Below are 12,449 nucleotides of genomic sequence, written 5' to 3' on the forward strand. Positions count from 1 at the left end.
TGTATCAATTAGGTTTTATGAACCATTCTTCTTATTCCGTTTTGTTATGAATTCAATGTCACATATCACTATCTTTCTTTACATTTCCTCACTATATTGGCGATAAAACAGCGAAAAGTGTGACAATTGTCGCGCAAAAATAACGTCAGTGGGATCGAGGAGAATGCATGGAAAAACCAGAGAGTTTGTTTGAGTGGCAGAGGATACAACGCTTTAATTTTTCAGTCTGGACCGTCTTGGCCGGCACCCTGTTTGCGCGCACCAGTTTTTTTATGGCGTGGCCGTTTTTGATTGTGTTTCTCTATCAGGATTATGGTGCGACGGCGGTGGAAGTGGGCACCATGCTCGCCAGTTCAGCCGTCGTCGGTGCGATCACCGGGCTTTATTCGGGTTATCTGTCGGATAAGTTTGGTCGTAAATGGGTGATGGTGGCGGGGGCGTTGATTGCCTCTTTGGCCTATACCGGCATCGGTGTCGCGAATCAGATTTGGCACTTTTACGTCTTGGTGATTTTGGCCGGTTTGATGCGGCCGATGATTGAGGCACCAGCAAAAGCGGTGCTGGGCGATAACCTGAGTAACCTCAAAGATCGCGAATTGGCGATGAATGTGCGTTACTTTCTGCTCAACCTTGGCGGCGCGATTGGTCCGCTGATTGGGATCACGCTGGGCTTGGCCCACCCGCAGGTGCTGTTTATCGCTACGGGGATTACCTACCTGATTTACGCGGTGTGGCTCCTGATGGCGATTGAACGCAAAGGTCACCATGTCAAACCCGATCCCTCGCTGTTGCCGAACTTTGGCCGCACCCTGCGCGTGATTGGTAAAGACAGCATTTTCGTCAAAATGATGATTGCCAACTTCATCATGATGTTTGTCTACGCGCAGATGGAGTCGTCAATTCCGCAGGTGATCGTGCGCTCCAGCGTGTCCGATGCCGCGCAATTGGTCGCCAGTTTGGTGTTGGTGAATACGCTGACCATCATCATCTTTCAGTTCCCAACCCTCAAGTGGCTGGAACATGTGCCGCTGTTTGTGCGCACGCGTATCGGTATGGTGCTGATGATGTTAGCTCAGGTCGGCTTTTTGCTGACACCGTCTGACTGGCCATATGGCTGGTACATTGCCGGATTTGTACTGAGTATGGGTGAAGTGATTGCGTTTCCGACCCTCAATGTGCAAATCGACCGCATGGCGCCCGCGCATCTGCGGGGTTCCTATTTTGGTGCTGCTGCGCTGTATTCGCTGGGCTTTGCCATTGCACCGCTGATTGGCGGTGTGGTGATTGAATCGCTCAATCCGAATTGGTTATTTGGCGTGTGCATTGGCTTGTGTTTGGTGATGATCTGGCTCTACTGGCTGGCCGAACATCAAGACGATCCCGTGCAGCGCGACGTGGCGGTGCAAAACTAACCGCAAATTACTCGACAAAAAAACCGCCACGTGGGCGGTTTTTTTGTCGGTGGACGCGCGGGATTAAGGCTGCACCGATGGGGCCGGCACATCACCGGCGCTGGCCGGATCGATAATCAAGGTGCGGGTTGGGAAGGCGACATCAGCACCATTGTTCTGAATAATGGTCATGATTTGCAACAGCACATCTTGCTTCACTTCGTGGTAACGAATCCAGTTCACGGTTTTGGTGAAGGTGTAGATGAAGAAATCCAGTGACGATGGCCCAAACGCGTTAAAGTTCACGATCAGGGTTTGATGTGCATCGATGTCTGGGTGATTTTTCAACATCTCGCGCACTTCGTTGATCACGGTTTCCATCTTGTTTGCGTCTTGATAACGCAGGCCAATGGTTTCGTGAATGCGGCGGTTTTGCATGCGCGACGGGTTTTCTACCACGATGTTGCTGAATACCGAGTTCGGGACATACAGCGGGCGTTTATCAAACGTTCGAATGATGGTCATACGCCAGCCGATGCGTTCAACGGTGCCTTCAATCTGGCGATCCGGTGAACGAATCCAATCGCCGACTTTAAATGGGCGATCGAAGTAAATCATCAAGCCACCAAAGAAGTTCGACAGCAGATCTTTGGCCGCCAAACCGACCACCAGACCACCGACCCCGCCAAAGGTCAGCAACCCTTTCAAACTGAGTCCGAATGCCTGCATCACCGACAAAATTGCGGTGATGATGATCAACATGCGTGTCACTTTGGAGATGGCCTGCACGGTGGTCTCATCGCGTTTGCGCTGTCTGAGGATATAGTGCTCAATTTCACCCACCAGGCGTAGCAGAATCCACACGAAGATGGCAATCAACATCAATTTCTTGGTGTTTTGCAGCCAGTTAAATTTGGTTTGGAAGTGATCATCGAGCAGCAAGCCCAGAGAAATGGTGCCCGGCCAACACCAGATCAAGGTACTGATGGGCGTTTTGAGAGCGTGCAGGACCACGTCATCCCAATGGAATGAGGTCTTTTCGGTCAGGTTAAACAAATAGCGGTAAGCCAGTCGCCATACGCCCCAAGCCACAAAGCTGGCAAGGGTGATAAACAGCACACTGTTGTCCCAGTCTTTTAAATAAGGCGATGCCTGAAAGCGAAGAATTAAATCGTCAATGCTCATCGGATGGTTGCACTATTCAGTCGGTGAATTTTGTTGCCCAAACTACCAGAAAATGCAGGGATTCTCTATAGATGGCGTCACTGTGACGTTTCCATCCCATACGCGTTTGGTATATAAAATGGAGAGCACATGATTTGGATACGCAGCGCTTGAACGCTGCAAGGCTCAGTATTGTTATTGTCAGTAGGGTAATAAAGGCAACGTAATGAAAATTCGTGATAAGCAGTTCGCAGTCATTGGTTTAGGTCGTTTTGGTTTGTCCGTGTGTCAGGAGCTGACGGAAGCAGGGGCGCAAGTGCTCGCGGTGGATGTCGATGAAGAGAAAGTCAAAGCGGCGATGAATTACGCCACGCAAGCGATTGTGGCCAACTGCACCATTGAAGAAACGGTGTTTGAGCTGAAACTGAAAGATTACGACATGGTGATGGTCGCGATTGGCGAAGACATCAACTCATCGATTCTCGCTACTTTGGTGGTGAAAGAGTCGGGCGCGAAATCGGTGTGGGTGAAGGCCAACGATAAGTTCCACGTCAAGATTCTGCACAAGGTCGGCGCCGACCACGTCATCATGCCGGAACGGGACATGGGGATTCGCGTGGCGCGTAAAATGCTCGATCGCCGCGTGCTGGAATTCATTGAACTGGGCAGCGGCTTGGCGTTAACGGAAGTGGTGATCGGCTCGCGCATGATGGGCAAACAAATTGCCGAAATGCCCATTTGTCAGGAAGCGGGCGTGCAAGTGCTGGGCTTTAAACGTGGCCCGGAAGTCACCAAAGCACCGTCGCTTGATACCGTGCTTGAAATTGGTGATATGTTGATTGTTGTCGGCCCGCAACAAACGCTGACTAAGCAGTTGAAAACCTTATGAACCCGCTTGAACGCAGTGGTATTTTCTACGCGCTGGATAAAGACAAAAACAGCAACAACGGTTCAGAACCCAAGATCATTCTGGTCAGCTTTTTGTCGGTGTTGCTGCCGGCGGCTGTGCTGTTGACGCTGCCCGTATTTTCAAAATCCGGGCTCAGCTTTACCGATGCCTTATTTACCGCAACCTCTGCCATCAGTGTGACGGGCTTGGGCGTGGTCGACACTGGCACCCATTTCACCATTCACGGTCAGATTTTGTTGCTGCTGTTGATGCAAATCGGTGGCCTTGGCCAAATGACCTTGTCGGCGGTGCTGCTCTACATGTTTGGGGTGCGTCTGAGCCTCAAACAACAAGCGATCGCCAAAGATGCTTTGGGGCAAGACCGCGCGGTCAACCTGCAAAAGTTGGTCAAACGCATCATCATTTTTGCGCTGATTGCCGAAGGCATCGGCTGGGCGATTCTGTCGTTTCGGTGGGTGCCGGAATTGGGCTGGTCGCAGGGGCTGTTTAGTGCGCTGTTCCATGCGGTTTCTGCATTCAATAACGCGGGCTTCTCGTTGTTCTCTGACAGCATGATCAGCTATGCCGATGATCCTACCATTCTGTTGACCCTCGCCGGGCTATTTATCTTCGGCGGCCTCGGCTTTACGGTGGTGGGTGATGTGTGGGCACATTGGCGCTCGGGCTGGCGCTATTTCAGCTTGCATACCAAGTTGATGTTGGTGGCGACGCCGGTGCTGTTGCTGATCGGCACCTTGTTCTTCTGGTGCTTAGAACACAATAATCCGCACACCATGCAACCTTTGCCGCTGTGGCAGCAATGGCTGTCGGCTTTCTTCCAATCGGCCACAGCGCGGACGGCTGGGTTTAATAGCGTCGACATTGCGCAGATGAGCCAACCGGCGCTGCTGATCATGATTATTCTGATGCTGATTGGTGCGGGTTCGACATCAACCGGGGGCGGGATCAAAGTCTCGACGTTTACCGTGGCGTTTTTGGCGACTTGGACCTTCTTGCGTCAGAAGAAACACGTGGTGATGTTTAAGCGCACCATCAACTGGCCGACCGTCACCAAAGCGCTGGCGATCATCGTGGTCAGTGGCGCGCTGTTGACCATCGCGATGTTCCTGTTGATGTTGACGGAACAAGCCAGTTTTGAAGCGGTGCTGTTTGAAACCATTTCGGCGTTTGCTACCGTGGGATTGACGGCGGGCCTTAGCGCGCAGCTGTCAGAGCCGGGCAAATACATCATGATTGTGGTGATGATTATTGGACGGATTGGGCCGCTGACCTTGGCGTACATGTTGGCAAGGCCACAAGCGACGCTGCTGAAATATCCGGAAGATAATGTGCTGACGGGTTAAATCTGAGGCGCTTCGTCTCAATCGTTGAAATGCGCTGAGAGTGCCGCTCGGCGCGTTTGCCCGGCGTTGCCCTCGCTGTCGGTGATGGTGTCTTCATAGCCTTGTTTGACAAAGCGTTGAATGGGGCTGCTGGGCTCAATGCGTTTCAGTTGCGGCGATTTCATGGTGCCGGTGACTTGGTAAATGGTGATGCCCAGGCCGGTCTCGACTTCGATATTTTTGCCGTTGTAATCAAAATTGGTGCTCACCAAGCGGTTGTTGCGAAACACGCCGCGTTCATCGAACGTCAGCACTTCGGTCTGGTAGCTGGGCGCGCCAATTTCAACCCACGAACCATGCACATGTTTGGGGTCGACGTAATCCTTGTAGCTGAACAGGAGCAGCGCGCCAAAGCCACAGGCGAGCAGCGTTAAACCGCTCCAAAACACGGTCTTGAATACGGTCTCTTTCGAGACGATGGGCGGTCGGGTGCTGTCGGCATCCGTTCGCGTTCGTTTCTTCCCTGTCGCCACCTTGGTTTACTCCTGTTCCCGGCTCTCCTCCTGTCGATGGGGAGGTTGAATTGAAAGCATCGTCCTGTGCGCGCGTACATCGTTTGGGCGCTGTGCCCCGAATCAATGTTCAGCCCGGAAATCACGTCAAGCCACATGCGCTGTTCTGCCGAAAAATTATCGCAAAATAAGCGTGAAATAGCTTGGCGTCGGCGCAAACAGAACGCAATTCGTGGTCAGCAAAGTATGATCTTGCTTCAAGAATTGAGCTTTCTATCAATGGACGCCTCGGGTGATGTTCGTGCCACAAAATATAGGTCAAGATGGCGTGTGACGCCCTCAATGAAAAGAGTCAAAGAAAGCGGCAGCTAAACCTTGTGTCGACGACGTTCTTGAGTTAAAAACAGAGCATCCGTGCGCTGGCTGCGCACGGCATGCATTCAATTCAACAAGGAAGAACAATGATTAAAGAGAACAGCTATTTCGAAGGCAACGTGAAGTCTTTGGGTTTTCAGCAGAATAATAATGACATCACGGTTGGCGTGATGGCGCCGGGTGAATACACCTTCGGTACGGGCGCAGCAGAGCGCATGACGGTCGTGAAAGGCGCGCTCACCATCAAACGTACAACAGACGCCGATTGGGTGACGTTCAACTCAGGCGAAGCATTTGAAGTGGAAGGCAACTCGTCGTTTGATCTCCAAGTGGCGGTCTCGACCGCGTACTTGTGCGAATATCTTTAAGTATTGCGTTGGCGCTTCGTCGACGGATGAATGAAAAGGTCACACGCAGGTGTGGCCTTTTTTATTGCGCGGGGGTGGCGAACAGGCCCAATAAATCATTCATTTTTTGTCTCGTGATGGCGTTATTTTGCTTGAACAGTCAAATGACCTTTCTATATTAAAATTCCCTTATATATGAGCTAGTTAAATTTAATCGATTTAGATTTATCTGAATAAGAATATGCTAATTAACGATTAATAAATCAGCAAAATAGATATATTTTTGTGATCTGAGTTCACTCTAGGTGAGAAAAATCACAAGCTGCACAATTTATGCAAATTCCCAATCTAGTATCTCGCATGTGAATCATTCTAATATGAAGTATTGGTTGGGTAACTGTATTTATGAGAGCTTTCTTTGAAGTGCATCTGCGGTTGGTGATTACCGTTTGGGTGATCCTGCTGTCCGTACTCAGTTTGCTGTACTTGATGAACTACATGAAGTTCGACAGCCTGATGTCGCACGTGGTGTCTTCAAAACTGGAAGTGATCTCCTCCTCACTCGCCAATTCGGTGGAACGGGTCGAGCGTCTCGGCATTCCTTATCAATCCGCCAAAAACCTCAAACAACAAATCGACCAAGCCCGAATTCGTGAACCAAATGTGGTCGCGGTGGCCTTGATTGATCAGCACGGTCAACCCTTGGTGCAATCTTACGCTGACAACAGCTCGGTGCAGACCCTACCAGAAGATGTGGTTCGCCGCGCCCTCAAATCCAGTGAACCAAGGTGGACGCTGAGCGACGATTCCGAGCTCTACAGTGGCCTGCAAATTTACGACAGCTTTGGCACGTTCGCCGGCAGTATCGTTATCGTGTACGACAAATCTGCGCTGTTTGGCGTGTATGCGTTGGTGCGTTTGCATCTGCTAGAAGCCACCGTGGTGATTTTCCTGCTCGCGTCGTTGCTGGTGTTTTTCATCATTCGTCTTGGTTTTGGGGATGTCACCAACGTCATCAAGTTGATTCACGGCTATTCAACCGGCGATCAACAACGCCTCGACCACATCCCGCAAGGTCAGATGACCCAAAGTCTGGCCGAACAAATTAAGCAAAGCGAAAAGATGAAGTCACTGGTGTCGGAAGAGCTGGAAAAACTTCAGGACCTGACGGGCAGTCAGCCATCGACGCAAAACACTGAGGTGCGTTCATGAACAAAGCCAAAAGTATGGCCAGTTTTATTAACCGCCGTCTGATTCTGATTACGATTCTGAGCGCCTTTATTGCCTCGGGACTGAGCGCGGTTTACACGCTGGTGGAATTCAACTTTTCGGTGAAACCTGAGCTGCTGAAAAAAGCCAATGCCATTGCGCAGAGCGTGCATGATGATCTAACCACGGCGGTGGATGCGGGCGTGCCGTTTGATCAGATTCGCGGGATGGATGCCTACCTGAAAGATTCACTGGATAAGTACCCGGAGCTGACGTTTGTCGCCGTGACTCAGGGCGACACCGTACTGTACAAAGCGGGCAAAGTGTCCAATTTGGATCTGGCCGATGACAAGACGTTTGAAAAATCATCGACTCAATATCTCGGCGCGTCACTACTCGATCGTTTGAGCGTGGTGGTGAAAGAGCTGCCACTGCTGTTTGAATCATCGTTTCTGGGCAACTCACCGCAAAGTGATGTGTTTCGCCTCGATATCGATACGTCGGGTCAAACCGCTGGCCGCGTGTATGTCGGCCTGAGCGCAACTTACGTACAGTCGCAACTGACGGATATTTTCTTTGATATCGCCATTGTGCTGGTGGCCGTGCTGCTGGTCTGTTTCGAAGTCGTCATGGTGGTGGTGATGTTCTACATCTCCGGCCCGCTGGAAGAGTCCGAATCGATCCTTAAGCGCCAGGTGAAAGGCGACTTCTCCGTCAATGAGAATGTGGCGACTCACGGCACCATCGGCACATTTGCTGACCGCCTCAATCAGGATTCACGTGAACTGCAAAGCCGCTTCAGCCGTCTGTTTGGGTTGCTCAACAGCGAAAGTGCGCTAGAGCTGCAAAACCGTCTTAAATCGATTGCGGAACGTTTTCGTCTGCAAAGCCGACTGGGCATGCGCAAAGGCGACATTGTCGATGCGCGGATTCCGCTGTTTGTGTTCTCGTTTGCCGAAGAGCTGCAAAAATCATTCATGCCGCTGTTCGTGGAAGAATTCTATGAGCCTTCTTCTTGGATCTCCAAAGATGTGATGCTGGGCCTGCCGATTTCGGTCTTCATGCTGGTGATCGCTGCGTGTACGCCTTTCGCCGCGAAGTGGGTGGATCGTTGGGGCCAGAAACGCTTGTTCCTGTTGGGATTGATCCCGGCGATTGGCGGCTACTTTGGCTGCGCCTTTGCGACCAACAGTATGGACATCGTGATGGCGCGCGGCGTGACCGCGTTCGGTTACGCGGTGATCACCATCAGTTGTCAGAGCTACATCGCTGCGGTAGTCACTTCAGAAAACCGCGCCAAAGGCATGTCCATCTTTGTCGGCGTGCTGATGACCGCCACCATGTGTGGCACCGCGCTGGGCGGCATCATTGCGGACCGTATTGGTTATCAACCGGTGTTCCTGATTTCTGCTGCGCTGGCCGCGTTTGCTGGTCTGCTGGCGTGGCGCATGTTCTCGGGCAGCGTCAACGATGGCAAAAAGCAGGGCGCAAAGAAAGGCAGCATCAAACTGTTGGCCAAAAACGCCCGCTTTGTGGCGGTGACCGTGTGCTGCGCGATTCCCGCCAAAATTGTCCTGACCGGTTTCCTTTACTTCACCGTGCCGCTGTATCTGGTGTCACTCGATGCCAGCCAGTCTGAAATTGGCCGCATCATGATGATTTACTCTTTGGTGATCATTCCGCTCAGCCCGATTGCGTCCGGCATTGCTGACCGCACCAAGAAGATGCGTGAACTGATCGTGCTCGGCACCATTTTGTCGGGTGGCATTCTGGTGTCGCTCTATGGCGAAGCGTCCATCATCAAAATGCTGATGGCGGTGACACTGATGGGGATTGCACACTCCATTTTGAAAGCACCACTCATCGCGTGTGCGCTGGAAGCGTCGGAAGACACACCTGAAGTTGGCCGCACGGAAGTGCTGGGCGTGCTGCGCACCGCGGAACGTATCGGTAGTGTGCTTGGCCCGGTGATCGTCGCTTCGCTGCTGGCGGTGTATGACTTTGGCGCTGCGATGGCGATTGTCGGGTGCGGCATTATTTTCTGCGGTGTGATGATGATTCTTTTCCTCAATATGCCTGCTCGCCGCCGTGGCATGGAGGCCGAACTATGAAATCCATTCTTTCGGGTCTGTTGCTGTTGATTTGTGCACAAACGCTGGCGGCTGAAGAACACAAAACGGTACTGATGACGGTGTGGCGCGGATGCGAAGAGTCGTGTCAGGGCTTTCAGGATTACCTAAAAAACAATGGCTTGCCGGTGGATGTCATTGTGCGCGATGCGCAGCGCGACACCAGCAAACTGGCGGGCTTTCTGGATGAAGCCAAAGCCATGTCGCCGGATTTAGTGGTGACCTGGGGCACCAGCGTGAGCAAAGCCATGATCGGCACACGTGCTGAATTCGGCGAACAAACCAAGCTGGGTGATATTCCGGTGATGTTCATGGTCGTCGCTGACCCGGTCGGCGCAGACATCAGTGCCGCCGCCGATAAAACGGGTCGCCCAACGGTAGCGGGCATTCGCAACCGCATCAGCGAAGACACTCAGATTCGCGCCATGCGTGAATATTTCCCGGTGACCAAAGTCGGCGTGGTCTATTCGACGGCGGAGCTGAACTCTGTGCTCAACACGCAGGAGCTCAAGCAGCTTTCAGAATCGATGGGCTTTGCGGTGTATACCGAGACCTATGCGCTCGATAAAGCGGGCAAGCCACTACCGAATCAGTTTGACGAGAAAATGCAGCACCTTGCAGAGCAGGGCGTCGACGTTGTGTACGTCGGATCCAGCTCGTACAACTTGGCGAACAGCGACCGTTTTACACAAGCCGCGATGAAATACGGTTTGCCCGTCGCGAGCGCCTATGACTCGATGGTGACGAATTCGTCGGCGCTGATTTCGGTGTCCAACAAGTATTACCGTGTGGGGCAGTTGGCCGCCAACCAAGCGAGCAAGATTTTGTTTGATGATGCCAAGCCGGGTGATTTACCGATTGCTGAACTGAGCAACTACGCCATCACCATCAATATGGATGTTGCCCGCAAGATGTCACTGTTTCCGCCCATTCAGCTACTGCGATTTGCCGATCTGGTCAATGTGCAGCAGGAGCAGGCGCAATGATGACTGACCGCAAAGACACGGCATTAAGGGGCGTCGCCGATGAATGAATTGATTGATGCGCAAGGCAGCTATCTGGTGGTTCAGGACGCCAACGGCAATGAGTTTGTGGCTTCAACCCTGAGTGTGACTGAGCAGATCAACCAGCACTATGAGTGGCAAGCCGACATCATCGTGTCTGATTCTTCGCCCGCGGATTGGATTGGCACTGAAGTCAGCTGCTCGGTCTACAACGTGATTGGCGATTCGCGCACCAGCCTGCGTCAGTACCAAGGCTATGTGGTGAAAGCGCAGGCTCAGTCGCAACGGATTGATTCCAGTTACTACGGCATCAAACTGACCGTTCAGCCATGGCTGTTCCTGCTCAAGCATTCACGCCAGTGCCGCGTATTTCAGGAGCAAACCGCGCAAGACATCGTGACGTCCATTTTCGATGAGCTGGGCTTTAGCGGTCAGTACACCGTTAACAGCATGCCATCGACCAGTCGTGAATATTGCGTGCAGTTCGGTGAGTCGGATTTTGAGTTTGTCACGCGCTTACTTGCTGAAGATGGCGTGCATTTTTACTTCGGCAAAGATGCCAACGCGGCAAAACTCTATCTGCAGGAAGCGCAGATGTCGTTTGAACAAAGCGACATGGCGACGCTGGATTACGTCGCCGCGCCATCGGGTGATTACGACGTGTTGGAGACGTGGCAGCGTGAGTATGCGTTTCACAGCGCCTCATTGGAAATTGCCGGTTACGACTACTCACAATCGAAAGTGGTGACCAGTGGCGCCAAGGCGTCGAGCTACGCTGTTTCTGGCAACACCAAACTCAAAGAGTACCGTTATCCGACGGCATCGATCACCAATGATTTCAGTAGCCTGACCTCAACCCTTGGCACGCTGCAGCGTGGTCAGCTCGATTCTGGCTATGACCGCATTCACGCCAAGACACCATCGGCAGATTTGTGTGTCGGTCAGTATCTGAAACTGGCGGCGCATTCAGACAGTGCCGAAGAAGGCAACTATCTGGTGACCGAGCTGCATTATCAGTTTGAAAACCAAAAAGGCAATGCGTTCAGCGCGCAGGCTGAGCTGGTGTGTGTGCCAGAAGATCAGGTGTTCTATCCGCCCGCGAAAGCTCGTCCCGTATTACACGGCCTGCAATCTGCGGTTGTGGCGGGCAGTACCGAGAGTGAACCTGCCAGTGATACGTCGGGTCGCGTGCGGATCAAATTCCATTGGGATGACGAAACCGGCGACAAAACCAGTTGCTGGGTTCGCGTTGCCCAAGGCATGGCCGGTAGCGGCTACGGCATGCAATTTCTGCCACGCGCGGGTCAGGAAGTGCTGGTGAGTTTTATCAACGGTGACCCGGATCAACCCGTGGTGGTGGCGAGTGTCTATAACTCGACCAACACACCGCCATACCCAACGGAAAACACCACTGAAAGCGGCGTGAAAACCAAGCTGGCGGGCGAGTCAAACGAGCTGCGTTTCGACGACAAGAAAGACAACGAGCTGCTGTATCTGCACGCCGCCAAGGATTTCACCAGTGAAGTTGTGAACGATCATAGCGAAACCGTCGGTGGAGAAATGACCTTGGCGGTCACCAAGAACCTGACGGAAACCATTGAGCAGTCACACAGCCTGTCTGCCAAAGAGGGCATCACGCTGACGACGGAAAAATCGTATGCGCTGACGGTGACTGAGTCGATCACGCAAGACGGCAAAGACATCACCCTCACGGGCAGTGATTCACTGACCTTAAAAGTGGGTGACAGCAGCATTGTGATGAGCAGCGACAAGATTGAGATTTCCAGCAGCACCATCGCGTTAACCGCGGATTCTGCCATTTCTCTGTCGGGTGGTGACATCAGCCAATCGGGTGATTCGATCAGTCTCGATTCCGATGGGTCTTTGAGCGCGTCGTCGGGCAGTTCGATGTCTCTGAGTGCGGGCAGCAGCTTTACCGCGTCGGCCAGCAGTTCGGCCACCGTGTCTGGCCTCAACGCGACACTGAGCGCAGATGTTACCGCGACCGTGTCGGGCAGTGCGACGGCGGAACTGAGTTCTGACGGTCAGGCGTCTATCAGCGGCACATTGGTGATGGTGAACTAAA

Annotated in this window: 10 protein-coding genes; 8 read left to right on the forward strand and 2 right to left on the reverse strand. The window is 52.5% G+C overall.

Features of this window, described 5'->3' with window-relative positions:
- The first annotated feature begins 167 nt into the window (after positions 1 to 167).
- Positions 168 to 1,412, forward strand: a complete 1,245-nt coding sequence (locus VFA_RS14255) for an MDR family MFS transporter (RefSeq protein ID WP_004727555.1) — start codon at positions 168 to 170, stop codon at positions 1,410 to 1,412.
- Between the two features lie 63 nt (positions 1,413 to 1,475).
- On the opposite strand, the gene VFA_RS14260 is transcribed toward VFA_RS14255, so the two are convergent.
- Positions 1,476 to 2,576: a mechanosensitive ion channel family protein gene (locus tag VFA_RS14260; RefSeq protein WP_004727556.1), complete on the reverse strand. Its 1,101-nt coding sequence runs from the start codon at positions 2,574 to 2,576 to the stop codon at positions 1,476 to 1,478.
- 205 nt (positions 2,577 to 2,781) lie between these two features.
- Here VFA_RS14260 and VFA_RS14265 point away from each other — a divergent pair, with 205 nt between their 5' ends.
- Positions 2,782 to 3,444, forward strand: a complete 663-nt coding sequence (locus tag VFA_RS14265; RefSeq protein ID WP_004727557.1) for a potassium channel family protein — start codon at positions 2,782 to 2,784, stop codon at positions 3,442 to 3,444.
- The gene (locus VFA_RS14270) at positions 3,441 to 4,808 is read left to right on the forward strand and encodes a TrkH family potassium uptake protein (RefSeq protein WP_004727558.1); all 1,368 of its coding nucleotides are present in this window, start codon (positions 3,441 to 3,443) and stop codon (positions 4,806 to 4,808) included. Before VFA_RS14265 ends, VFA_RS14270 begins: the two co-directional genes overlap by 4 nt.
- Positions 4,809 to 4,825: 17 nt before the next feature.
- Here the strand turns inward: VFA_RS14270 and VFA_RS14275 are convergent, their stop codons facing one another.
- The gene (locus tag VFA_RS14275) at positions 4,826 to 5,320 is read right to left on the reverse strand and encodes a DUF2850 domain-containing protein (protein ID WP_004727559.1); all 495 of its coding nucleotides are present in this window, start codon (positions 5,318 to 5,320) and stop codon (positions 4,826 to 4,828) included.
- Positions 5,321 to 5,760: 440 nt separating this feature from the next.
- Here VFA_RS14275 and ppnP point away from each other — a divergent pair, with 440 nt between their 5' ends.
- The 5 genes from ppnP (at position 5,761) to VFA_RS14300 (ending at position 12,448) form a co-directional block, all read left to right on the forward strand.
- Positions 5,761 to 6,042 (forward strand): pyrimidine/purine nucleoside phosphorylase, encoded by a 282-nt coding sequence (gene ppnP / locus VFA_RS14280; RefSeq protein WP_004727560.1) that lies wholly within the window; start codon positions 5,761 to 5,763, stop codon positions 6,040 to 6,042.
- A 384-nt stretch (positions 6,043 to 6,426) separates the two neighbouring features.
- Positions 6,427 to 7,233: a hypothetical protein gene (locus tag VFA_RS14285; RefSeq protein ID WP_004727561.1), complete on the forward strand. Its 807-nt coding sequence runs from the start codon at positions 6,427 to 6,429 to the stop codon at positions 7,231 to 7,233.
- Positions 7,230 to 9,341, forward strand: coding sequence for an MFS transporter (locus tag VFA_RS14290; RefSeq protein WP_004727562.1), 2,112 nt, complete (start codon positions 7,230 to 7,232; stop codon positions 9,339 to 9,341). Before VFA_RS14285 ends, VFA_RS14290 begins: the two co-directional genes overlap by 4 nt.
- On the forward strand, positions 9,338 to 10,345 hold the full coding sequence (locus tag VFA_RS14295) for an ABC transporter substrate-binding protein (protein ID WP_004727563.1): 1,008 nt from the start codon (positions 9,338 to 9,340) through the stop codon (positions 10,343 to 10,345). The genes VFA_RS14290 and VFA_RS14295 overlap by 4 nt, the downstream gene beginning before the upstream one ends.
- A gap of 39 nt (positions 10,346 to 10,384) precedes the next feature.
- Positions 10,385 to 12,448, forward strand: a complete 2,064-nt coding sequence (locus tag VFA_RS14300; protein ID WP_004727564.1) for a type VI secretion system Vgr family protein — start codon at positions 10,385 to 10,387, stop codon at positions 12,446 to 12,448.
- The last annotated feature ends 1 nt before the right edge of the window (position 12,449 follow it).

This window comes from Vibrio furnissii CIP 102972 (genome assembly GCF_000176175.1).
Taxonomy (GTDB): domain Bacteria; phylum Pseudomonadota; class Gammaproteobacteria; order Enterobacterales; family Vibrionaceae; genus Vibrio; species Vibrio furnissii.

What these genes read in the sequence shown, in the direction of transcription:
- VFA_RS14290 (WP_004727562.1), top strand. Translation starts at nt 7,230, where the DNA reads ATGAACAAAGCCAAAAGTATGGCCAGTTTTATTAACCGCCGTCTGATT.
- VFA_RS14270 (WP_004727558.1), top strand. Translation starts at nt 3,441, where the DNA reads ATGAACCCGCTTGAACGCAGTGGTATTTTCTACGCGCTGGATAAAGAC.
- VFA_RS14285 (WP_004727561.1), top strand. Translation starts at nt 6,427, where the DNA reads ATGAGAGCTTTCTTTGAAGTGCATCTGCGGTTGGTGATTACCGTTTGG.
- VFA_RS14265 (WP_004727557.1), top strand. Translation starts at nt 2,782, where the DNA reads ATGAAAATTCGTGATAAGCAGTTCGCAGTCATTGGTTTAGGTCGTTTT.
- VFA_RS14300 (WP_004727564.1), top strand. Translation starts at nt 10,385, where the DNA reads ATGAATGAATTGATTGATGCGCAAGGCAGCTATCTGGTGGTTCAGGAC.
- VFA_RS14260 (WP_004727556.1), bottom strand. Translation starts at nt 2,576, where the DNA reads ATGAGCATTGACGATTTAATTCTTCGCTTTCAGGCATCGCCTTATTTA.
- ppnP (WP_004727560.1), top strand. Translation starts at nt 5,761, where the DNA reads ATGATTAAAGAGAACAGCTATTTCGAAGGCAACGTGAAGTCTTTGGGT.
- VFA_RS14295 (WP_004727563.1), top strand. Translation starts at nt 9,338, where the DNA reads ATGAAATCCATTCTTTCGGGTCTGTTGCTGTTGATTTGTGCACAAACG.
- VFA_RS14255 (WP_004727555.1), top strand. Translation starts at nt 168, where the DNA reads ATGGAAAAACCAGAGAGTTTGTTTGAGTGGCAGAGGATACAACGCTTT.